Here is a 21,896-nt window from a genome sequence, read left to right as displayed (position 1 = left end):
GCTACAAAACAAGTAGAACAAATAATCATTTTCTCAAAAAATGTTCTGGATAAAGGCAGGTGACATCATGTGGAGAACGTACCTTTATTACAAGTAAAGAAAATGAGTAAGGCGTTTTTAAATCAACTTGTATTAAAAGAAGTGAACTTACAAGTAGAGCGCGGAGATATATACGCTTTAGTGGGGGGAAATGGCGCCGGGAAATCAACATTAATGAAAATATTAACGGGGTTATATTCGTATGATGATGGAGAGATGTATGTAAAAGGAAGGAAGCAACAGTTTTCAAATCCATCAGAAGCACACCGAAAAGGGATTTATTTAATACCGCAAGAACCACTCATTTTTCCGCATATGACTATTGAAGAAAATATATGTATCGGGTTAAAAGAAAAGAAAAAGAAACTAAAAGTACAGATTCAGCAATTGATTAGCAGCTTAGGATGGGATATTGACCTTAATAAACTAGGAGGAACATTATCGATTGCGCAACAACAGTTAGTAGAAATCGTTAGAGGATTAATAAGAGAAGCTGAGATTCTTATTCTAGATGAGCCAACATCGACATTAACAACACACGAAATTAAGAGTCTTTTTGTGTTGATGAAAAGTTTACAAGAAAAAGGAATTGGGATGATTTATATTACGCATCGTTTTCCAGAAATCTTTGAAATTGCCAACAAAGTAGCAATACTACGTGATGGAATGGTTGTAAGCCAAGGTGATGTATGTGACTATACATATGACATGCTGATGGAGGGACTATTGCCAAAAGGATATAAACAGAAAGAGAAAATAGAAGTAGTTCAAGAGACAGTAAAGACGAAAAAAATATTAGAAGTGGTTGATATAAATGGTCACGCATTCGAAAATATATCATTCACTGTACATGCGGGTGAGGTTGTAGGTGTTGCTGGCATTATAGGATCTGGCAGAACGGAATTAGCAGAAGCGATATTTGGATTGAAAACTATAAAATCAGGGTCTATCTTATTGGGTGGAAAATCAATTGATACGTGTTCTTTGCATAAAAGGCTAGACGAAGGACTAGTTTATGTGCCAGAGGATAGGGGGAGGAATGGAATTTTCTCAATTGCTTCTGTTAAAGAAAATATTGCAGCAGCAAGTTTATATCAAAATAATCGCTTTTTTATAAATAAAGAAAAAGAAAGCGCTTTAGTTAATTCGTTTATAGAACAGTTCCGAATTGTTGTACAGGATATGAATAAAGAACTGGCATCTTTATCAGGAGGTAATCAGCAGAAGGTCGTGCTTGCGAAGTATCTTGCATGTAATCCTAAAATTATTATTCTTGATGAGCCGACTCGCGGAATTGATGCGAAAGCAAGGCTTGAAGTGTATGAGACGATAAAAAAAATGAAAAGGGAAGGACTCGCAATTTTATTAATCTCTTCAGATGTTGAAGAAATTGTCCAATTAGTAAACCGTGTATATGTAATGAGAAATGGGCGATTTGTTTCTCATATGGAAAAAGAACAACTGAGTGTGAATGAAGTTACACGCCTTGCATACGGAGGTGTAGCGGAATGAAACATATGTTAAAAATGCATGAAACGTCTATCATACTGTTACTACTAATTTATATAGCTATTGTAGGAATGATAAACCCTAGTTTTATTCAATTTAACTCGTTATCTTTACTGATGAAATCAAGCGTTATTTTAGTCGTGCTAGCAATCGGTCAATCGTTCGTCTTATTTACGAAAAATATAGATGTATCAGTTGGTTCAAGCATGGGGTTAAGTGCAGCAGTTTGCGGAATGATGTTAACGAATGGGTATAGTGCATTCTTGTCGATATTTGTAGCTATTATACTTGGGGCCATTATTGGTTTCGTAAATGGTATTGGAGTTGCGAAGTTTCGGGTACCAGCCATTATTATGACATTAGGCATGTTAGGAATTATTAGAGGTACAATGTTAATTTTCACAGGCGGGAAGTGGATTGAAGATATTCCAAACGATTTTAAGCAGCTGTCATCTATCATCATTCTTGGTTTACCTATAACTGTATGGTTCGTTCTTATTATTTTACTACTACTATACTTCTTTTTAAGAAAAGTGCCATTGGGAAGATACTTTTATGCGGTAGGTGATAATGAAGATGGCGCGAGGCTTATTGGTATACCTGTAAATAAAGTGAAGATATATGCGTTTATGATTTCAGGCATAAGCGCTGCGCTCGCTGGTTGCATATTTGTTATGAATATCGGTTTCGTGCCAAATCAAACAGGTACAGGATTAGAATTACAAGTAATCGCAGCCGCTGTACTAGGAGGAATTCATTTAAAAGGAGGAACAGGATCTTTATTTGGAGCTGCATTAGGAGCGTTATTTTTAGAAACAATAAGTAGCTCACTCGTCTTTTTAAAAATACCAGCATTTTGGAATAATGCTATTTCAGGTTTTTTATTATTACTTATCATCATATTAGATAGTGTTATGAAAAAGTGGAAGGCAGAAAGGAGGATGAATCTATGAAGTATGTATATAGATGGGAAGGGGTTCTAATTGTATTACTTCTTGTAGAATTCATCCTTTTTAGTTTAATAAATAGTGATTTCTTAAATATTAGTAATCTCCTTTTTAGTACAAATGATTTCCTATTTATCGCAATTGCGGCGATACCAATGACTTTTGTTATAGTAACAGGAGGAATTGATGTATCGATCGGCTCAATAATGGGGCTCACTTCAATCTTAATCGGTGTACTTTGGATGAACGGAATACCTATTTTGTTTGCTGTTATAATCGCCCTAATAATTAGTTGTTTAGCAGGCGCTTTAAACGGACTCATTATAAAAATGACGGATGTAGAACCACTCGTCGTTACACTCGGAACGATGTTTTTATATGGGGGAATTGCCCTCGTCATTTCAGGAGGGGCAGGTGCTTCTGGGTACGAAGGAATAAGCGGTTTACCTGACACATTTGTACAACTGGCAAACGGTAGTTTTATAGGAATACCGAATTTATTATGGCTACTGATCGTATTAACAGTTTTATGTACTGTATTATTTCACCGAACTATATACGGGCGCCATGTAAAATTAACAGGTGCGAACGAAAATACAGCAAAATACACCGGGATTAAAACGAAAAAAGTAGTCATTATTGCTTACATACTTTCAGGGTTAGGAGGTGGATTAGGAGGCGCTTTCTTAACTGCCTACTTCGGTTCCGCACGTGCTGATATGGGAAGTGAAACAATTTTACCAATCATTACAGCAGTCGTCTTAGGCGGTACACTTATTACAGGCGGAAAAGGAAGCATTATTGGTACTGTACTGGCGAGTATTTTCATTGGGCTCATGCAGTATGGCTTGCAAATGACGGGTTTAACAAATGAACAATCCAATGTAGTAATAGGTATTATCCTTATTCTTTCAGTTATTATGAGACATTTCAAATTACATCAATTCTTAGCGGAGAAAAGAAAGAATTTGCATAAGGGGGAAATGTCATGAAGAGAAAACTGGGGATTGTATTGATTGTATGTATTTGTTTAATCGGTTTAATTGCGTGTTCTAGCCAAACGGCAGATAAGAAAAAGGTTGATGATGTGAAATTTGCATTTATTCCGAAATTAACAGGAGTTGGTTTCTTCACATCGGGTGGTGAAGGGGCAAAAGAGATGGGAGATAAGTTAGGCGTGCAAGTGAAGTATGATGGACCGTCTGAAGCGAGTGTTTCAGGGCAAGTTAAATATATAAACAATTTCATTAATCAAAACTATGATGCGATTATGGTTTCATCTACGTCAGTGGATGGGTTATCGCAATCACTGCAACGTGCTAAGAAAAAAGGGATGACGGTGTTAACATGGGATTCTGATGTGAATCCGAAAGACCGTTCCTTTTATATCAGCCAAGGAACACCAGACCAACTTGCTAATTTATTAATAGAAATGACTTCAAAGCAAATTGGAGATAAAGGAAAAGTAGCCTTCTTTTATTCTAGCCCGACAGTAACGGATCAAAACCAATGGGTAACGAAAGCGAAAGAAATTATTAAAAAGAAATATCCGAACTGGGAAATTGTAACGACGCAGTACGGTGAAAATAATGCGCAAAAGTCTTTGTCAGTAGGAGAGAATATTTTAAAAACGTATCCTGATATTAATGCAGTCATTTGTCCAGATGCAACGGCACTTCCGGCAATGGCACAAGCAGCTGAAAATTTAAAAATGGATAAAAAGGTTGTCGTAACTGGCTTCTCTACACCAAACGTTATGCGTGATTACGTAAAACGAGGAACAGTAGCACAATTTGGTTTATGGGATGTAAAACAACAAGGTGCTCTCGCAACGTATGTAGCAAATGAAATTGTTGTAAAAGGGAAGAAGTTAAAAGTAGGGGATAGCTTCGAAGTAAAAGGAATTGGAAAAGTGAAGGTAGAGCCAAACTCCATTCAAGGATATGATTATGAGGCAGAAGGGAATGGAATTATCGTATTACCAGAACGAGTTGTATTTACGAAAGACAATATTGATAAGTATAATTTTTAGTAGACAAAAAAACGTCCGAATATATCGGACGTTTTTTTATTTCTTCATTAATTATGAACAGTTTCTTTTTCGTTTAATCCAAGTGTACGACCAGTAGAAGTGTGAAGATCTTGGAACAATCTTGGATTTTCAGTTAGTGAAATGCCATATGAAGGAATCATTTCTTTTATTTTTTCTTCCCATTCTACCATGCGGCTTGGGAAACATTTTTCTAATACTTCAAGCATGACGTGAACAGCAGTAGAAGCACCTGGTGATGCGCCTAGTAATGCGGCGATTGAGCCGTCAGCTGCACTTACTACTTCTGTACCAAATTGAAGTGTCCCTTTACCGCCAGCATCAGTATCTTTAATTACTTGTACACGTTGCCCAGCAACTACAATATCCCAATCTTCACTTTTCGCGTTCGGAATGAATTCGCGTAATTCTTCCATACGTTTTTCATGTGATAACATAACTTGCTGAATTAAGTATTTTGTAAGTCCCATTTCTTTTACACCAGCGGCTAACATCGTTAAGACGTTATTCGGTTTTACAGAACCGATTAAGTCAAGATTTGAACCTGTTTTTAAGAATTTAGGTGAGAAGCCTGCGAATGGTCCAAACAGTAAAGCTTTTTTATTGTCTATATATCTCGTATCTAGATGAGGTACAGACATTGGCGGAGCACCAACCTTAGCTTTACCGTACACTTTCGCATGATGTTGCTCTACAACTTTTTGGTTTTTACATACCATAAATAGTCCACTTACCGGGAATCCACCGATATGTTTTGATTCAGGGATACCAGTCTTTTGAAGTAGAGGTAGGCTACCGCCACCGCCGCCAATAAAGACGAATTTAGCAGTATGATGCTCAATTTTACCACTATTCATATCGTGTACTTTTACTTCCCACAAACCATTTTTCGTGCGCTTAATATTTTCGACACTATGCTTGTAGTTTAGCTCGACATTTTTTGTTTTTAAGTAATCAAACAACATACGTGTTAATGCACCGAAGTTAACATCTGTTCCAGAGTCAATCTTCGTTGCCGCCATCGGTTCATTAGATGTGCGGCCTTCCATAATGAGTGGAAGCCATTTTTTTAATGTTTCAGGAGCATCAGAAAATTCCATTCCTTGAAACAGTGGATTTTTTGAAAGCGCTTCAAAACGGTTTTTTAGAAACTCAACATTTTTTTCCCCTTGTACTAAACTCATATGAGGTAGTGGCATAATAAAATCTTGTGGATTACGAATTAATTTGCTCTTTACAAGATATGCCCAAAATTGTCTTGAAAGCTGGAATTGCTCATTCACTTTTACAGCCTTACTAATATCTATAGATCCGTCAGCTTTTTCGGAAGTATAGTTCAGTTCGCATAGCGCAGAATGCCCTGTACCTGCATTATTCCATTCGTTAGAGCTTTCTTCCCCGGCACTTGCGAGTTTTTCAAAAACTTTAATTTCCCATTCTGGTGCTAATTCTTTTAGTAATGAGCCTAACGTTGCACTCATAATTCCTGCACCAATTAAGATAACGTCTGTTTTTTGCTGCATGTTGCTCATGATAATCTCTCCATCCCCTATATTGGCAAAAAAGTGTAGGTGTTTTCTATGTCTAAGCCGTAAAAGAGAAACACCGCCTAGGCCCCACCTAGGTGTATACCTTTTTTGTCTCAATTATATAACCATCTCATACTCTATTATAATAATTAATAGACTAAAATATCTAGTGTTATCTGATAATTTTAAACTATTTAACGTTTTATTCGCTAAAAATCTTATTTAACAAGCTCTTTTAAGGTGATAAATAGAAAAAAATTACAGTTTGAAATTATCTCGAAAAAGCTTACGTATCCTTAAGTGACTAAATCGAGTACCTTTTTATAGGATTATTCTTTCTGTAATGGTAAGATTATTCTGAAAAATAAAAAGGAGGGACTCTAATGTGCACAAAAGAACAAATTTCAAACTTATTTCGAAACTTTTCAATAAAGGAATGTAAAGGGTCAAGTGATTTATATGAATATTTATCAATGAAAATTGCTGAAGATGAGGAAGTACTTACACTATCGTCCTATGCTCAGGTAGGTCAACCAGTCCCAAACTTACTATTAGGTGCAGTACATTATTTATTGCTAGCAGGGAAAGAACATCATTTAAAAACGTATTATAGTAGTTTAGTTGAAAATGCTGATACAAATTTAGATAAAGCTTTTAATCATTTTAAAGATTTCTGTAAAGAGTACCGAGAAGAAATCATTACTTTGTTACAAACGAAACTCGTTCAAACAAATGAAGTAAGACGGTGCGCATACTTATACCCAAGTTTCTGCTACATATTTAACAAAGTGAAGAAGCCGTTAGCGTTAATTGAAATTGGGACAAGTTCTGGGTTGCAACTGTTCTGGGACCAATATAGTTATTCGTACGGGACGGATGAAATGTACGGAAATATAAATTCAAATGTGCATGTAACTTCTGAAATAAGAGGGACGAATGTGCCGCATTTTCTAAAAGAAAGCCCATCTGTCGTAGAAAGAATTGGACTGGACTTACATGTGAATGATTTACATAATAAGGAAGATTATTTATGGTTACGTGCTTTAATTTGGCCAGAACATAAAGAAAGGCTTGAGATGTTTGATCAAGCTGCATCTTTAGTGAAAAATGAATCTGTCCAATTAATAGAAGGAGACGGTGTAGAGCTATTATCATCTATTATTGAACAAATAAGTGAAGAAGCTGTTATTTGTATTTTCCATACACATGTTGCAAATCAAATACCAGAACAAGTAAAACATAAGTTAGAAAAACAAATACAAGAAATTGGAGCAAAACGTGATGTATTCCACCTGTATAACAACATGTGGGATCGTGACCTTCATATTGATTATTATATTAACGGAAACGAATATCGTGAAACGGTTGGAGAAACAGAAGGGCATGGGAGATGGTTTAGCTGGAAGATTGGAAATGAGACGCTTATTTAGATTAATAGGGGCGCCCTCACTTGTAAAAGATGGATCCATAGGCTCAAGCATTGACTAAATGGTTAAGGAATAAATGTATTAGTAACATACGAAAAATGCTTCGGAGAAATCCTAAGCATTTTTTGAATTACATTTAAACCCCATAATGGATCATGTACTTCTGTTCTGCTGCAGCTTGTACAATTTTTGAAGCTAACTCATTCAGCTCATCAGATTTTCTGAAGAACTTTGAGGATGTAACTGTTTCATAGAAAATTGCTAATGATTCAGGCGGGATAATTGTAATACCACAATAAGCTAAACCGTATTTCTGATTTTTGACTGTATGGAAGTAGGTTTTCATAATTGATAAATTTTGATTTAAACTACTGATAATATCATCATCAACAGATATACAATGATATTTCTCTGGTGTATAATCTTCGTAATTTTTTTGAGAAGTAAAATCGTCAATTATTCCAAAATCATGGACACATGCCATCATTATCATCCTTTCAACTTTAATAAAGTGAGTTCTATTAAAGTAAAATCGTCATTTTGTTTACGTATAATAGAAATGATTATGTAGTTCATTAGTATAGTACTTCATAAAATATCTTCGTTTCTTCTTCGTGAAGACAGTTTACTTATCGGTAAACTCATCGGGAGCCCAAGTGGCGATTTCATTCCCAGGTGCAGCGACTACAAGCCATTGCTCACATAGGACACCAGCTTGCCAATATTCATAATAATCATGAAAACCATTTAAAAAAATAATTTGTCCACTCTCTAATGTAATAATTAAATGAGGGCTTTCTAAGCCAAGTTGTATATCGGTAACTTTTTGTCTTCTTATCTTACATATTCTTTCATATTCTTCTTTCTCAGAATAAACTTCAAATTCATCTTCATTTAATGGGTAGCTTTTTTGAGGTTTATTAAATAAACACCATTTGGATTCGATATTGATATATAATTGTCCGTCATAATCAACTGAGTCGTGAAAGTTTGTGAAATGAATCTTTATAGCGCCTGGAGAAATACCAAATTGTAATCCATCAACTTGTGATCCGATGAATAGATTTTTCAACACTTTTTCAGCGTGAATTTTATCCTCTGTATTCATTATTGAATTCCTCCTTTTCATAAAAATATACCTTATATTTTTATTGTAATAAATAAATTTTCATGTAAAATGAACCTTTTGTGAAAAACGAGCGAATATAGTGTGAAGGATTATGAGAGGGGAACGGAGCTTTGGATGAAGTACAATTAAAAGAATGGCTATATAAACGAAAGTATGTTATCTAAAAAAGACCTTGAGAAAGTGTTACTTTCGATTGTTGAATAGATATTTAGTAAAAGAAGCAACTAATAATTATATTATGTAAACTCTTTTTGTAAAACACCCATAAAAAAATGGATGTTTTATATTTTGATATATTAGGTGGAATATATAGTTTAAAAAAGCGGAATACTTTGCGGAAAGTTAAAGACATTTTTCGCAAAGTATTCCGCTTTTACTTCCATTAATCGGTCAAAGTTGCAACTGAAGTATGCATCTGGCCAATTTTTAATGGATAGGTCAGGAGTATTAACATAGACACCTTTTGTAAATGGAAGCATTGCTAAGCGGAAGTCTTCAACCCATCGAATACTTCCACCAGCACCTTCTGGCTGTTCCCAAGTAGCGAATATTGGCATGTTTGATAGTGCTTTTCGGTAAAAGTAAGCAGTTGCCTCATTTGGCACCTCAACAACAGCACCGCCTAATCTGTGGAAAAATACGGAGGTGGTGGAAAAGGGTAAGTTAAATCGTAATTTCTATTTGATTGCCTTCTGGATCGCCTATTACACTTTCATAATAGCCATCTCCAGTAAAACGTGGTCCATTTAATAAAGGATAACCAGCATCTTTTATCACCTTTGTTAGTTCATTCACACGTTCTTCACTACCGACAGAAAAAGCCATATGAGTATAGCCGGTTATGTTTAAATTAGGCTTATTTTCAATCCCTTTTTTACGCATAAGTTCAAGTCTTGCTCCAGATTCGAACGTAATAAAATAAGATTCAAATTGTTTCGTTTTATTATGATATAAAGAGTTTGCTTTACCATTAAAGTATTTCATATAAAAATCACGCATACATTCTAAGTCATTTACCCAAATTGCAATATGTTCAATTTTCATAGGTTTCACCAATCCTATCTGTATCAATTAGGCTTCCACTGTATTAAATTTGCATTTGCATTGCAACAATTTTGCTTCGCTATTAAAGCTAGTTGTTAATTTTTGATTATGTACGTACATACAATATGTAATTAAGTGAATGACCATCATAGTAATTACAGAAAAGGGTGAATGAAGCATATGAATCAATTTGAGCAAATGATGTACGTTGGTGTCATCATGTCTATTGTACTATCCGTAATGATTTTAGGGTCCTTATATTATAATCCTCGACTTTCGTTAACTGATTATCCGAAAGATATTCAAAAAGTAGTTTTTCCAAAATCGATTCATGAAAAAAAGCAAACCATTTATTTTAATATTGTATATAATACTATTCTTTTCGGTACTCCTTTCGTTTCTACATATATACTACATAAGCATGAAAAGTTAATGTATATGGATGCCTATTTACACACTTTTGGTATTTTAATGATTTTCAATTTAGTAGATTTACTTATAATTGATTGGCTAATTTTTTGCTGGATTACTCCAAGGTTTGTTGTGATTCCTAGTACGGAAGGTATGAAAGGATATAAAGATTATAAGTTTCATTTAAGAGGGGCTATTGTCGCTACTCAAATTTTAGCAATCGTAAGTTTATTTTTGGCGGGAATTGCCACAACTATTTAGTGTGAAGAAGGGCATGGAGCTTTTATAAAAGATAAGGAGATTTATAATATATAGAATTAGAAATGAGAATTTGATAGTATTGGAGTAAGGAGTTTTAATAACAGTATATTAAACAATATTAATATACTGTTGCAAATGTTTTGATATTATGTAAAATTATACAATTTTACGGAGGCATTTGATAAAATTCAAAAAAATTTAATGGAGGCTAATATGAAAAAAGTAATTGGCGCAGCAACAGCAACTGTTTTTGGATTGGGAGCGTTTACCACAACTGCTACCGCAGAAACAATCGTAACAGCAGATGTACTTAACGTACGTGAAAAACCGACTACAGAATCAAAAGTGGTCGAAAAAGTAAAGAATGGGCAAGAGTTAAAAGTCATAAATACCGAAGATGGCTGGTCAAAAATTGAGTTGAATGGTAAAGAAGTGTTTGTAAGTTCGGAGTTTACAAAAGATGTATATCATGTAACGGCGAATTTGTTAAATGTACGTACTGAAGCAAACACAGATTCAGAAATTCTTGGCAGACTAAAAAAAGATGATGTAATTGAATCAACGCATCAAGTAAAAGACGGATGGCTGCAATTTGAGTATAAAGGAAAAACTGCTTATGCAAACGTTTCTTTCCTATCAAGTACAGCACCAACTGAAAAGAAAACCGAAGAGAAAACGAAGCAAGTAGCGAAAGTACAAAAATCAGTTAAAGAAAAGAAAGAAGTAAAGACGCAGAAAGTAGCAAAAGCGAAAGAAACAACGAAAGCACAAGAAATAGTAAAGCCTAAAGAAGAGGCAAAAGTAGTAAAAGTTAAAGAAGAACCGAAAGCGCAAGAAATAGTAAAACCTAAAGAAGAGGCAAAAGTCAAAGAAGAAGTAAAAGTTAAAGAAGAAGAAAAAGCGCAAGAAATAGTAAAGCCTAAAGAAGAGGCAAAAATCAAAGAAGAAGTAAAAGTTAAAGAAGAAGAGAAAGTGCAAGAAATAGCAAAGGCTAAAGAAGAAGAAAAAGCGCAAGAAATAGCAAAAGCTAAAGAAGAAGAGAAAGCAAGAGAAATAGCAAAAGCTAAAGAAGAAGAGAAAGCGCAAGAAATAGCAAAAGCTAAAGAAGAAGAGAAAGCAAGAGAAATAGCAAAAGTTAAAGAAGAAGAGAAAGCAAGAGAAATAGCAAAAGTTAAAGAAGAAGAGAAAGCAAGAGAAATAGCAAAAGCTAAAGAAGAAGAGAAAGCAAGAGAAATAGCAAAAGCTAAAGAAGAAGAGAAAGCAAGAGAAATAGCAAAGGCTAAAGAAGAAGAGAGAGTAAGAGAAATAGCAAAGGCTAAAGAAGAAGAGAGAGCGAAAGAAGTATCTAAAAACAACATACAGTCTGCTAAACGTGAATTAACGGTAGTAGCGACAGCGTATACTGCTGATCCAAGTGAAAATGGTACATATGGTGGACGCGTATTAACTGCGATGGGGCATGATTTAACGGCAAATCCGAATATGAGAATTATTGCAGTTGACCCGAAAGTAATCCCATTAGGATCTAAAGTATGGGTAGAAGGCTATGGAGAAGCGATCGCTGGTGATACTGGAAGTGCAATTAAAGGTAATCGTATTGATGTTTTAATGGGTTCAAAAAGTAAAGCTATGAATTGGGGAAGACAAACTGTTAAAGTGAAAATTTTATAGTAACTATAATGATCCAAATAGAAGTCAGTTCTCTTTATTGAGGCTGGCTTTTATTTTTTTAGTAGAAGGATAATAGGATTTTTAAAGGGCTTATTACTAAACCTGTAACAAAACATAAAAATTGTATGATGTTTAGAAAATAAAACTATTAAGAATGAGATAAGGAAGTAGAGAAGAGTAGAGTAGTATGTTGAAAACGAAGGATTAACGTATAATGAAATGTATAAATTGGATCAAATTGTTTACTAAACACTTTCAATCATAATAGTGTAATTAAGTTCAAAGGATAGGTGTATTTCATGAAAGAAGTAAGAGAATATATTGAAACAAAGAAACAAGGTGTATTAGAGTTGCAAATAAAAGAAACTGAAGAAAAGTTAGGTGCTGCTTTCCCAAATCAATATAGGGATCTTATTAAATTAGTTAATAATGCTGAAATAGGGGAATGGATACTATATCCGATTAAAGATAATAGAAATGTAACGAAAACTTGGGATGATATAGTTAGACAAAATGTTGACATGAGAGATGAGTATATGCCAGAAAACCTTATCATAATTGGTGACGATGGTTCAGGGGATAAATTGTGCTTTAAAATAAATAATGGAAAAATGGATGATAAAATATATATTTGGTATCACGCGGATGACGAAATGGAAGAAATATCTCCGAGTTTAAAAGAATTTATTATGGAAACTATTCAGGAAGACGATGTTTTTTAGTCTTAATTATTATCATTTTGTGAATCATTCTTATAAAAGGCGAGGATAGAATATGACAATAGAATTATATGGCGCACATTGTAATGAGCGGAAAGGGTATAGAGTAATTGAAGGAAGAGGTTCATATAATCATTACTTTGGCGGTCAAGATTGTAATTTGCCAGTATGTAAGTTATGCGGTGAGAAGATGCATCAAATTCTCTGTTTTGATTTAAAAGATGGGAGACTTGCTGAACTTAAAAGTAATGAACTAAATATTTTACCATTCGTTTCATGCTTGAACTGTGCGATGGTGTGGGAACCGCAATATTTTCAGTTAAGTGATGGAGGTAAAACAGTTCAAATCATAAAGCAGCAAAATACAGAAGAATGGATAATGGAAGAGGAAGATAAGTTACCAGTTTCATTACCAAAAACAACGGTAAAGCTTATAAATATGAAAAATGAAGATATACCTACAGATGAAGATAGTTACTGGGAAGCTTTTGACTTGTTCGGTTCTGAATATGTATGTAGATTATTAGGGGCACCATTATATGCGGATCTTCCAGAGCATTTGGCGTGTCCAACTTGTTCTAAAGAGATGAAGTATGTTGCTACAATTACACAAGATATCGAGGAACGTGAACTTATTTCAGTAGTTGATTTCCAGTTTGGGGAAATGAATATATACTATTATTTATGTAAAGATTGTTCAATTATAAAAACGGAAACACAAAGTACATAACAAGACTAACATATTATATTAGTCTTGTTTTTGTATCGCAACATCATTAAGAATCGCATCAAATATATCTTTTTGCGTAAAGTTATCTGTAAAAATAGTTTCTCTGGCAACCTCAATTGTATCGTGCGGATTATACCATTTTTGGAGGGAATCTTCACCAAATTCATATCGTTTGTCCCTTGTGTTATGTCGTCTAATAGTTTCCTCTAATGATAAATCAAAGTAATATGCAAATGCATTTTCATCAAAATAACGAATTAATTCTTTTAACATCTCACCATACCTATGACTGTTCAATATACCTTCTAAAATAACAAATTCACATTTTCCTTTTCCGTACTTCGTAATTTCAAATAGTAAATCATGTGATAAATTACCCATTGTGTCGTGTACTCTAAGCATATCTCTACGTACAACATCCTGTGATACTAAAAGTGTTCCTTGTCCGAAATGTTCTTGTAGTTGTTTTGCAATCGTTGTTTTACCACTTGCGGAGTTTCCTCTAAGAATGATTAAAGTGGATGTAAGTATAGGATTAGACATAATGTATTTCCCCCCAACAGCATTAATTATATAGAAAATTTTAACAAATAAAGTGAGGAAAGTGTATAATTAATATGATGGATATTTAAGGAGGGGGTAAGATGGGAGATATATTAAAAAATGCACAACCTATATGGAAACGGACTTGGTTTCGTTATCTAGGGGCATTTTTTATTGTTCAGTTACTGTTTACCCCGCATTAAAGGGCAGTAAGACCCCCACCTCAAAATTCAGCGAAAGCGAAGAAGTTAGGTGGGGGGATCAACTGCCCGTAAAAGCCCGATTGGTTCAACTAATAATCAGTGGGGGATGAACAAAACCCCCACTGATTAAAGTTTCACTTTATTTTGTGTGAAATCACTGCGTGGGCGCCAAACTTTAGGCCAGGCGGAGAGTTTTTTAATAGAATATTAAATTCTCAATTTTTCACTGAATGGTTCACACTCTATACAATCCCGCAACTTAACGTATTTACAGCATTTTTTGCGATTACATTACTACCATATGCATTAGTAGGTGCAATGAAAGATGTAACAGCAAGAAAAAATATAAAGAAATAATAGAGGTATAATATGCTTTTTCAAAAAGAAGGTTTATTGATTAGATACGTAATGGAAGATGATGCATCTATCATTTCTAAATGGTTAACGGACCCAGCAGTCCTGCGGTATTACGAAGGACGAGATAATCCGCAATCTGTAGAAAAGGTGCTTGATCATTTTATACATAGTCCAAACAGTAATGAAAAAAGATGTTTAATAGAATTTGATACCATTCCGATTGGTTACATACAAATGTACCCAGTGGATTCAGAGTGGAAAGCGTTATATGGCTATAAAGAATCACAAAATGTATGGGGTATGGACCAATTTATCGGTGAACCAGCCTATTGGGGAAAGGGAATTGGAACAAAACTCGTTCAGGCAGCAATTACATATATTATGGGTGAAATGGGAGCAGAAGCAATTGCAATGGATCCGAAAGTAAATAATGAACGAGCAATAAAGTGTTATGAAAAAAGTGGATTTAAAAAAGTAAAGATTTTAAAGGAACATGAGTTGCATGAGGGGAAATTAGAAGATTGTTGGATGATGGAATATAAACAATAATAATGGCTTATACAAATAAAGGGGGATGTGTGAAATGAAAAAAGCATTAATCGTAATTGATGTGCAAGCGGGTATGTATACAGCTGGAATGCCAGTACATAATGGGGGGAAGTTTTTACAAACATTGCAAGAGCTTATTAGGGAATGTCGTTCAAATGATATTCCAGTTATTTATATCCAACATAACGGTCCTAAAGACCATCCGTTAGAAAAAGGTACGGATGGATGGCGAATCCATGCGGCCATCGCTCCGCAAGAAGGAGATAATATAGTTGAAAAGACGACTCCAGATTCATTCCATAATACAAACTTAAGCGAAGTGTTACAAGAGAAAGGAATTGAACACGTTATTCTTTCGGGAATGCAAACAGAGTATTGTGTAGATACGACAACGCGCAGAGCATGTAGTGAAGGGTATAAAGTAACGTTAGTGAGTGATGCGCATAGTACATTTAATACAGAAGTGTTACGTGCTGAAGATATTATGAAACATCATAACGCAGTATTGGGAGCGTTTGCGGATGTTGTTGCAGTAAAAGACTTAAAAGTGGTTGCCTCTAAATAAGAGGCAGCTTTTTATTAGAAAAAATAGCGTCAAATATTGTTAGTAAGTCGGTATTTTGAAATAATCACTTATATAATTTCACGTACCATAATGAAAAAATACAAAAAAGGAGCACCACATAATTAAAAAGGGCGCTCCTGCATTAAAACGTTACTTTTTCTTATCTTTATCCAATATATTTTGTTCTTCAGCAAACTCTGTACCATATGCAAAGCGGCGATTAATACGAATGTTATCATTGTTGTGCCTTGTATGAGAGTTAGAGAAGCGATGAACGATTACTTCAGATAAAGTGAAGACGATGGCAGAAAGGATACTGCCCCATGCAATTTGCATATAGTTGTCTAATAAAATATTACCGAAAATCCATACGCTTAAATATGTTAATAAGAAATCCGACATAATGGCACCAGTATTGCCAATTCGATTTAAAATAATTTTATCAACGAACATGTAGGATACGATTGTAACAAAGAGACTGAATGAAATAATTTGAACAAACGTTGCAGGGAAAAATAAAGCAAGCCCAATGCTAAATGCGATAATGCACGATATAAACTTGATAAGCACTACTGTGAAATCATTCAAAATTTACACCTCCGATTTATACATAGTTTTTCAATAAATTCTGGAGTTCATACATTGTAACGGATTTATTTACATAAAACTTTTTCATGTTCGGAATTTAGTCTAAATATTATAAAAACAATGAAAAAATGTTATAGTAAAATGAGAGTGTATGACATTTTTAGGTAAGGGGGAATCCAAGATGTGGATTACTTCAGAAGTAGAAATTCCAGATGAGTTAATTGATCACCTTGAGCAAGGAAAGTTAGTGTTATTTGTTGGAGCGGGAGTTTCTATGAAAGGGAAATCAAACTTACCGAATTTTGATGATTTAGTTGATGAAATTGCAAAAACGTTATATGTCGAAAAACGTGAAATAACAGAGCCACATGATTATTATCTTGGCAAAATTGCGAAAACAAAAGATGTACATCAAGTCGCAAGAGATCTCGTTCATATAGAGAAATCAAAACCGAATCCATTGCATTATGCAATTCCAAGGTTATTTCCTTTAGATACAGATATCCGCATTGTAACAACAAATTTTGATCAACATTTTACAACTGCAATTAAAGAAATAAATAGAGATATCAATGTTTATTACGCTCCAGCTTTACCGACTGGGAGAGCTTTTAAAGGTCTTGCTTACATACATGGTAATGTAGAACAGGAGAAAGAGGCTTTAATTTTAACAGATGGTGATTTTGGAAGGGCTTACTTAACGGAAGGGTGGGCGAGAAGGTTTTTAGTTGATCTATTCTCAAATTACACCGTTTTATTCGTTGGATATAGTCATAATGACCCAGTAATGAAATATTTAGCAACTGGTTTACCGCCAAGTACAAGACGATTTGCTTTTGTCGCACAAGGAGAAAATACATACCACTGGGAACATTTAGGGATAAGACCAATTGTGTATCCGAATAAGGTGAATAATCATCAATCCCTTGTAAAAGCGGTAAAACGCTGGGCTGAATTAATGGGTGATAATTATATTACGAAAAGAATGCGTATTCGGGATATTGTAACGGTTCCCCCGTCAGTAGAACAGGAACAATTATCATACATAAAGCAATCAATTAAAAAAATTGAAACAGTACGTTACTTTGTGGAATTTGCTCATGATTATGAATGGGTCGAATGGTTAGAAGCAGAAGGTAAATTACAAAATTTGTTTATGCTTACGCCAAACTATAATGAAGTAGATGAATTACTTGCAGAATGGTTAGTGGAACAATTTCTTTTTAGTCATCAGAAAGAATTATTTCAATTAATTTATAAAAACTATTCTAAAATATCACCGTTATTATGGAGAACAATTTGTAACTACTTAAACGAAACGAAGAGTAAGATGGACCCGTTGTTGTTTGCAAGGTGGACACTCCTTTTATTAGAAACAGCTGAAAAAGATAGTAGCTCTATAGAAAAGATTTCTAAGTTACTGCAAAAATGTTCTTTTCCTGAGCATAAAGAAATTGCCTTATTGTTACTAACTTTTATTTTAGACGGAAAACTGAAGTTGAAACGTGTAAGGAAATGGGGAAATGATACGCAAGAATCAATAGAACTCGAGGAATCGAGTCGCTTACCAGTATCTACATTTTCTCATGTGGAGCAAATTTGGAACGAAAAGATGAGGCCATATATCGCTTATTATGCTGTTCCAATTATGATGATTGGATTAGAAAAATTGAGAATGTTGTCGTTAAGACAAACGGCACTGAAAAAAAGAAATAAGGAAAATGTAGAGAAAGAGTTTCATCAAAATGACCTTGCATTTTTAATACGAATTGTAAAAGAGTGTCTAACTTATTTATGCGAAAACAATGAGAAAAAAGCGGATTATTATATTACAGAAATGATAGAAGCAAATAGTGTACTTCAAAAGCGAATTGCAATTGATGCGATGAATAAAAATATTTTTGTTCGTGTAGATGACAAAATGAAATGGTTGTTACATGAAGGACTTCTTTTAGATTTCACTTATAAACACGAAGTTTTTCAACTTTTAAAAAGGCATTATGCACATTGTTTAGAAAAAACAAAAGAAGAAGTCACTCGAACTGTAATAAAGCATCTTACAGAAGAGAGGGTATTTGATGCATGTCTCGTATTAGACTTATTATTCAAGTGTGATTCGAATAGCCCATCTACGGCAAATGGGTATGAGTTAATGAAGCAAAAGCATCCTCATTTTCATTCTGAACGATACAGTGTACAAAAGAAAGAGGATACAGCAGAAAGCATTACTTGTAATGTAACTGCTGACGGATTATTGCAGCTGAAAGATGTTGAAATTATGAAGCAAGTTCAGCAATTTTCGCAAGATGGTGTTTTTGAACAACGCCATTTTTTAGAGATGTTATCAAAAGCATGTAAATTAAACACAGAGTGGAGTATTTCATTTGCATACCAATTAGTAGGAGTGCAAGAAATAAGTAATGAAGTATGGTTTGTTTGTATTAGAGAATGGCGAAATAATCGGGGATTGACGAATGAGCAAATCCAAAAAATTATTCCGCTATTGCAGAAATTTATTAGAAATACTGCTTTTCATTGGTTAATTAGTAGTTTTCTATATGAAATTAGTAATCGACTAGAAGAGTTAGAAGAGAATAGTATACGTGTTGTAAAACGATTTGCTTTTTCAGTGTTTCCTCAAGTTATGAAGAGTGATACAGACTTTAAGCTTGGGAAACAAGATTTTTATAATGAATCAATTCAGCATCCAGTTGGAAAAATGACGGCTGTATTATTAAAGTTGTTATCATATGATCATTTATACGATCGTAATGTATATGAATATTTATTTTTATTTGAAGAACAAGTAAGAGTTAATTCGGAACGAACAAACTTTATGTTTGCTCGTTTAATAGCAGATATTACATTCCTATATCATATTGAAAAACAATGGTGCCGAAAATATTTGTTACCATACTTAGATTTAAAAAAACAAAATGAGATTACGGAATATGCATGGGCCGGCTTATGTTACACGCAAATAAATCTACCTTTATTTACAGAAATGAAGCGATTTATTAAGTATGCGATAGAACATTTGGAAGTATTACATCCGCATACGAGAGAAGCTTTCTTGAAATGGCTTAGCTTTGTATTTATTAAATGTGTACTATATTGGGAGCAAAAAACAGATTGGTTATACCCGTTACTCATACTAGAAAATGAAGAAAATAAAATTAAGTTTATGCAGTTTTTATGCTATTACGTCAAAACATTAAGTGTAAAAGAACAACAAAAATTTTGGACAGCTTGGCTCAGTGTATTTTTGCGAGAACGACCAAAAATGGGTGAGATAACTGCAAGAGAATATGTAATGCTTTTACGTATTATTTTATACATGGATGAAATATTAGAAAAAGGATTATGTATTATGTCTCGTGCATTTTCAAGTGTACATGGTAAATGTGCAGGTGAGGAAATGAAGCAGTTATTGATTGAAATGCTTCATAAAAAAGAAAGTATGAAAGCGCATAAAGAAATATTTGCAAATGTGTTTTTTATTTTACTACAAACATGTCACGAAGCCGTTTTATTTGAAAAAGAAATCATAAAAATAAAAGAATTATTAGTTCAGTATGAAGTAGAGGAATATGTTTTACATTTACTAGAAAATGAAATAATTCGCATAGGAATTGTAATGGGTGATTTACAAAAAGAATTATAGGACGAAAGTGGAATTTTAAAAAATATATAAAAAGTTGTTGACAGTGTTTTGAAAAGCGTTCTATAATACGAATCATACTTATTCAATTTCAAAAACATTTGAATAAACAAAGTGCAATGAAGAGATCACAGTAGTGGTTAGTCTTACTGTAACAGAGAGCTGGTGGTTGGTGTGAACCAGTACAGGGATAATCATGAATTACAGTCTTGGAGCATCTTTTTCGTAATAAAGATAGTTTGTCTTTATGAGGAAAAAGCGGTCAATTGATCGTTAACAGTGAAGAGAGGTAGACGGAAAGTTAGTCTACAACTAGGGTGGTACCGCGATAAATATCGTCCCTACTGATTTATTCAGTAGGGACTTTTTGTATTTTAGTGGTTCAACTTGAAAATTAAATAGTCATGCATTGAAAGGAAAAGCAGTAGTTGTTGTTTCCCTGTAACAGAGAGCTGGTGGTTGGTGCAAACCAGTACATAAACAAGAGCGAATTACAGTCCTGGAGCATCTTTTTCGTAGTAAAGATAGTATTGTCTTTATGAAGGGAAAGACGGTCAGATGATCGTTAACAATGAAGAGAGGTAGACGAAAGAAGTCTACAACTAGGGTGGTACCGCGATAAATATCGTCCCTACTGATTGGATCAGTAGGGCTTTTTTGTACAAAAAAGTGGGTTTTTAACTAGTAGTTCATGTCTTTGTAAGAATTATCAGTTTAAAATAAGAAGAGGTATCGATTCCACTATGAATTTGTATAATTAGTCAGTTCAGAAAATAGAGAATTTTTTATTCTCTTACTATACTTTTAAAACATTAGAGGAGGATTTCCAAATGGCAAATCATGAATTAGATCAATTACGTAAACAGGTAGATGAAATTAACTTACAACTATTACACCTTTTAAACAAACGTGGTGAAATTGTTCAAAAAATTGGAGAGCAAAAGCAAGTACAAGGTACGAAACGCTTTGATCCAGTACGTGAGCGTGAAGTACTTGATATGATTGCAGAGCATAACGAAGGACCATTCGAAACATCAACAGTTCAACATATTTTCAAAACGATTTTCAAAGCAAGCTTAGAGTTACAAGAAGATGATAACCGTAAAGCGTTACTAGTATCACGTAAAAAGAAACAAGAAAATACAATCGTTGATGTAAAAGGTGAATTGATTGGAAACGGAACACAAACGTTCATCATGGGACCTTGTGCAGTAGAAAGTTTAGAACAAGTTCGTCAAGTAGGGCAAGCGATGAAAGACCAAGGCTTAAAATTAATGCGCGGTGGTGCATTCAAACCGAGAACTTCTCCATATGATTTCCAAGGTTTGGGAGTAGAAGGACTTCAAATTTTACGTCAAGTAGCAGACGAGTTTGACTTAGCAATTATTAGTGAAATTTTAAATCCGAACGATGTTGAAATGGCATTAGACTACGTTGATGTAATTCAAGTTGGCGCACGTAACATGCAAAACTTCGATTTATTACGAGCTGTAGGTAAAGTTAACAAACCAGTATTATTAAAACGTGGATTAGCAGCAACAATTGATGAGTTCATTAACGCAGCGGAATACATCATTGCGCAAGGTAACGATCAAATTATTCTTTGTGAGCGCGGTATCCGCACATACGAAAGAGCAACACGTAACACATTAGACATTTCTGCAGTACCAATTTTAAAGAAAGAAACACATTTACCAGTTATCGTTGATGTAACACATTCAACTGGACGCAGAGATTTATTATTACCAACAGCGAAAGCGGCACTTGCAATTGGCGCAGATGCAGTAATGGCTGAAGTTCATCCAGATCCAGCAGTTGCATTATCAGATTCTGCACAACAAATGGACATTCCAGAATTCCATAGATTCATGGATGAGTTAAAAGGTTTCAAAAATAAATTATCTTAATTCCATATCATATATGCGTTGAAGAGGAAACAGTAGTGCTTATCTCACTGTTAAAGA

21 protein-coding genes, 1 pseudogene and 3 other annotated features (1 of these 25 cut by a window edge) are annotated in these 21,896 nt (G+C 34.2%); of the genes and pseudogenes, 15 read left to right on the top strand and 7 right to left on the bottom strand.

Features of this window, described 5'->3' with window-relative positions; translation table 11 throughout:
- The first annotated feature begins 69 nt into the window (after positions 1 to 69).
- From MR112_RS14780 to lsrB, 4 genes are read left to right on the top strand one after another with little or no spacing between them, the layout of a single operon-like run.
- The gene (locus MR112_RS14780; RefSeq protein ID WP_242245075.1) at positions 70 to 1,551 is read left to right on the top strand and encodes a sugar ABC transporter ATP-binding protein; all 1,482 of its coding nucleotides are present in this window, start codon (positions 70 to 72) and stop codon (positions 1,549 to 1,551) included.
- A complete protein-coding gene (locus tag MR112_RS14775) occupies positions 1,548 to 2,501 on the top strand; it encodes an ABC transporter permease subunit (RefSeq protein ID WP_000682144.1) in 954 nt (317 codons plus the stop codon). Before MR112_RS14780 ends, MR112_RS14775 begins: the two co-directional genes overlap by 4 nt.
- On the top strand, positions 2,498 to 3,487 hold the full coding sequence (locus MR112_RS14770) for an ABC transporter permease (protein WP_000878521.1): 990 nt from the start codon (positions 2,498 to 2,500) through the stop codon (positions 3,485 to 3,487). The genes MR112_RS14775 and MR112_RS14770 overlap by 4 nt, the downstream gene beginning before the upstream one ends.
- A complete protein-coding gene (gene lsrB, locus MR112_RS14765; RefSeq protein WP_000823660.1) occupies positions 3,484 to 4,527 on the top strand; it encodes an autoinducer 2 ABC transporter substrate-binding protein LsrB in 1,044 nt (347 codons plus the stop codon). The genes MR112_RS14770 and lsrB overlap by 4 nt, the downstream gene beginning before the upstream one ends.
- A 47-nt stretch (positions 4,528 to 4,574) precedes the next feature.
- Here lsrB and MR112_RS14760 read toward each other — a convergent pair whose 3' ends face one another.
- A complete protein-coding gene (locus MR112_RS14760; RefSeq protein WP_000069138.1) occupies positions 4,575 to 6,077 on the bottom strand; it encodes a malate:quinone oxidoreductase in 1,503 nt (500 codons plus the stop codon).
- A 380-nt stretch (positions 6,078 to 6,457) separates the two neighbouring features.
- Here MR112_RS14760 and MR112_RS14755 point away from each other — a divergent pair, with 380 nt between their 5' ends.
- A complete protein-coding gene (locus MR112_RS14755) occupies positions 6,458 to 7,504 on the top strand; it encodes a DUF2332 domain-containing protein (RefSeq protein WP_000337441.1) in 1,047 nt (348 codons plus the stop codon).
- Between the two features lie 133 nt (positions 7,505 to 7,637).
- On the opposite strand, the gene MR112_RS14750 is transcribed toward MR112_RS14755, so the two are convergent.
- The 4 genes from MR112_RS14750 to MR112_RS14735 form a co-directional block, all read right to left on the bottom strand.
- The gene (locus MR112_RS14750) at positions 7,638 to 7,988 is read right to left on the bottom strand and encodes a hypothetical protein (RefSeq protein WP_001999997.1); all 351 of its coding nucleotides are present in this window, start codon (positions 7,986 to 7,988) and stop codon (positions 7,638 to 7,640) included.
- A 138-nt stretch (positions 7,989 to 8,126) separates the two neighbouring features.
- Positions 8,127 to 8,609: a hypothetical protein gene (locus MR112_RS14745; RefSeq protein WP_242245074.1), complete on the bottom strand. Its 483-nt coding sequence runs from the start codon at positions 8,607 to 8,609 to the stop codon at positions 8,127 to 8,129.
- A gap of 335 nt (positions 8,610 to 8,944) precedes the next feature.
- A complete protein-coding gene (locus MR112_RS14740; protein WP_002041349.1) occupies positions 8,945 to 9,235 on the bottom strand; it encodes a BBE domain-containing protein in 291 nt (96 codons plus the stop codon).
- A gap of 58 nt (positions 9,236 to 9,293) precedes the next feature.
- Positions 9,294 to 9,674, bottom strand: coding sequence for a VOC family protein (locus MR112_RS14735; protein WP_000687535.1), 381 nt, complete (start codon positions 9,672 to 9,674; stop codon positions 9,294 to 9,296).
- Positions 9,675 to 9,854: 180 nt separating this feature from the next.
- Here MR112_RS14735 and MR112_RS14730 point away from each other — a divergent pair, with 180 nt between their 5' ends.
- The 4 genes from MR112_RS14730 to MR112_RS14715 all read left to right on the top strand — a co-directional run bounded on the left by MR112_RS14730 (position 9,855) and on the right by MR112_RS14715 (position 13,466).
- Positions 9,855 to 10,346, top strand: coding sequence for a hypothetical protein (locus MR112_RS14730; RefSeq protein ID WP_001071244.1), 492 nt, complete (start codon positions 9,855 to 9,857; stop codon positions 10,344 to 10,346).
- 213 nt (positions 10,347 to 10,559) lie between these two features.
- Complete coding sequence (gene entB / locus MR112_RS14725) at positions 10,560 to 12,017, top strand: cell wall-binding protein EntB (protein ID WP_242245073.1); 1,458 nt, start codon at positions 10,560 to 10,562, stop codon at positions 12,015 to 12,017.
- A 299-nt stretch (positions 12,018 to 12,316) separates the two neighbouring features.
- Positions 12,317 to 12,739 (top strand): SMI1/KNR4 family protein, encoded by a 423-nt coding sequence (locus MR112_RS14720; RefSeq protein ID WP_000665937.1) that lies wholly within the window; start codon positions 12,317 to 12,319, stop codon positions 12,737 to 12,739.
- A gap of 52 nt (positions 12,740 to 12,791) precedes the next feature.
- Complete coding sequence (locus MR112_RS14715; RefSeq protein WP_000151352.1) at positions 12,792 to 13,466, top strand: hypothetical protein; 675 nt, start codon at positions 12,792 to 12,794, stop codon at positions 13,464 to 13,466.
- Between the two features lie 18 nt (positions 13,467 to 13,484).
- On the opposite strand, the gene MR112_RS14710 is transcribed toward MR112_RS14715, so the two are convergent.
- Positions 13,485 to 14,009, bottom strand: coding sequence for a kinase (locus MR112_RS14710; RefSeq protein ID WP_000070148.1), 525 nt, complete (start codon positions 14,007 to 14,009; stop codon positions 13,485 to 13,487).
- Positions 14,010 to 14,110: 101 nt separating this feature from the next.
- Between MR112_RS14710 and MR112_RS14705 the strand changes: the two genes are divergently transcribed.
- The 4 genes and pseudogenes from MR112_RS14705 (at position 14,111) to MR112_RS14690 (ending at position 15,683) form a co-directional block, all read left to right on the top strand.
- The gene (locus MR112_RS14705) at positions 14,111 to 14,212 is read left to right on the top strand and encodes a YfzA family protein (protein WP_000502345.1); all 102 of its coding nucleotides are present in this window, start codon (positions 14,111 to 14,113) and stop codon (positions 14,210 to 14,212) included.
- Between the two features lie 138 nt (positions 14,213 to 14,350).
- Positions 14,351 to 14,569, top strand: a pseudogene (locus MR112_RS14700) (YfzA family protein); the annotation flags it as partial.
- 12 nt (positions 14,570 to 14,581) lie between these two features.
- Positions 14,582 to 15,118 carry a GNAT family N-acetyltransferase gene (locus tag MR112_RS14695; protein ID WP_000898772.1) on the top strand — a complete coding sequence of 179 codons (537 nt, stop codon included), beginning with the start codon at positions 14,582 to 14,584 and terminating at the stop codon, positions 15,116 to 15,118.
- 34 nt (positions 15,119 to 15,152) lie between these two features.
- Entirely contained in the window at positions 15,153 to 15,683 is a 531-nt protein-coding gene (locus MR112_RS14690) for a cysteine hydrolase family protein (RefSeq protein ID WP_227900842.1), read from the top strand.
- Between the two features lie 150 nt (positions 15,684 to 15,833).
- Here the strand turns inward: MR112_RS14690 and MR112_RS14685 are convergent, their stop codons facing one another.
- Positions 15,834 to 16,271, bottom strand: a complete 438-nt coding sequence (locus MR112_RS14685) for a YndM family protein (RefSeq protein WP_000997702.1) — start codon at positions 16,269 to 16,271, stop codon at positions 15,834 to 15,836.
- Positions 16,272 to 16,452: 181 nt separating this feature from the next.
- Between MR112_RS14685 and MR112_RS14680 the strand changes: the two genes are divergently transcribed.
- Together MR112_RS14680 and MR112_RS14675 are read left to right on the top strand one after the other, a co-directional pair.
- The gene (locus tag MR112_RS14680; protein WP_242245070.1) at positions 16,453 to 19,935 is read left to right on the top strand and encodes a DUF4020 domain-containing protein; all 3,483 of its coding nucleotides are present in this window, start codon (positions 16,453 to 16,455) and stop codon (positions 19,933 to 19,935) included.
- A 107-nt stretch (positions 19,936 to 20,042) separates the two neighbouring features.
- Positions 20,043 to 20,278, top strand: a binding site (T-box leader).
- A 54-nt stretch (positions 20,279 to 20,332) separates the two neighbouring features.
- Positions 20,333 to 20,568 (top strand) — a binding site (T-box leader).
- Positions 20,569 to 20,762: 194 nt separating this feature from the next.
- Positions 20,763 to 21,839: a bifunctional 3-deoxy-7-phosphoheptulonate synthase/chorismate mutase gene (locus tag MR112_RS14675; protein WP_001273575.1), complete on the top strand. Its 1,077-nt coding sequence runs from the start codon at positions 20,763 to 20,765 to the stop codon at positions 21,837 to 21,839.
- A 9-nt stretch (positions 21,840 to 21,848) separates the two neighbouring features.
- Positions 21,849 to 21,896, top strand: a binding site (T-box leader); it runs 172 nt beyond the window's last position.

The sequence above is a fragment of the Bacillus cereus group sp. BfR-BA-01330 genome (assembly GCF_022663885.1).
Taxonomy (GTDB): domain Bacteria; phylum Bacillota; class Bacilli; order Bacillales; family Bacillaceae_G; genus Bacillus_A; species Bacillus_A cereus.
This window is presented reverse-complemented; position numbering and strand designations above follow the sequence as displayed.

Coding starts and splice junctions, on each gene's coding strand:
- entB (WP_242245073.1), top strand. CDS start 10,560: ATGAAAAAAGTAATTGGCGCAGCAACAGCAACTGTTTTTGGATTGGGA.
- MR112_RS14730 (WP_001071244.1), top strand. CDS start 9,855: ATGAATCAATTTGAGCAAATGATGTACGTTGGTGTCATCATGTCTATT.
- MR112_RS14755 (WP_000337441.1), top strand. CDS start 6,458: ATGTGCACAAAAGAACAAATTTCAAACTTATTTCGAAACTTTTCAATA.
- lsrB (WP_000823660.1), top strand. CDS start 3,484: ATGAAGAGAAAACTGGGGATTGTATTGATTGTATGTATTTGTTTAATC.
- MR112_RS14760 (WP_000069138.1), bottom strand. CDS start 6,077: ATGAGCAACATGCAGCAAAAAACAGACGTTATCTTAATTGGTGCAGGA.
- MR112_RS14750 (WP_001999997.1), bottom strand. CDS start 7,988: ATGATGGCATGTGTCCATGATTTTGGAATAATTGACGATTTTACTTCT.
- MR112_RS14680 (WP_242245070.1), top strand. CDS start 16,453: ATGTGGATTACTTCAGAAGTAGAAATTCCAGATGAGTTAATTGATCAC.
- MR112_RS14735 (WP_000687535.1), bottom strand. CDS start 9,674: ATGAAAATTGAACATATTGCAATTTGGGTAAATGACTTAGAATGTATG.
- MR112_RS14710 (WP_000070148.1), bottom strand. CDS start 14,009: ATGTCTAATCCTATACTTACATCCACTTTAATCATTCTTAGAGGAAAC.
- MR112_RS14690 (WP_227900842.1), top strand. CDS start 15,153: ATGAAAAAAGCATTAATCGTAATTGATGTGCAAGCGGGTATGTATACA.
- MR112_RS14770 (WP_000878521.1), top strand. CDS start 2,498: ATGAAGTATGTATATAGATGGGAAGGGGTTCTAATTGTATTACTTCTT.
- MR112_RS14705 (WP_000502345.1), top strand. CDS start 14,111: ATGGGAGATATATTAAAAAATGCACAACCTATATGGAAACGGACTTGG.
- MR112_RS14695 (WP_000898772.1), top strand. CDS start 14,582: ATGCTTTTTCAAAAAGAAGGTTTATTGATTAGATACGTAATGGAAGAT.
- MR112_RS14720 (WP_000665937.1), top strand. CDS start 12,317: ATGAAAGAAGTAAGAGAATATATTGAAACAAAGAAACAAGGTGTATTA.
- MR112_RS14745 (WP_242245074.1), bottom strand. CDS start 8,609: ATGAATACAGAGGATAAAATTCACGCTGAAAAAGTGTTGAAAAATCTA.
- MR112_RS14715 (WP_000151352.1), top strand. CDS start 12,792: ATGACAATAGAATTATATGGCGCACATTGTAATGAGCGGAAAGGGTAT.
- MR112_RS14775 (WP_000682144.1), top strand. CDS start 1,548: ATGAAACATATGTTAAAAATGCATGAAACGTCTATCATACTGTTACTA.
- MR112_RS14675 (WP_001273575.1), top strand. CDS start 20,763: ATGGCAAATCATGAATTAGATCAATTACGTAAACAGGTAGATGAAATT.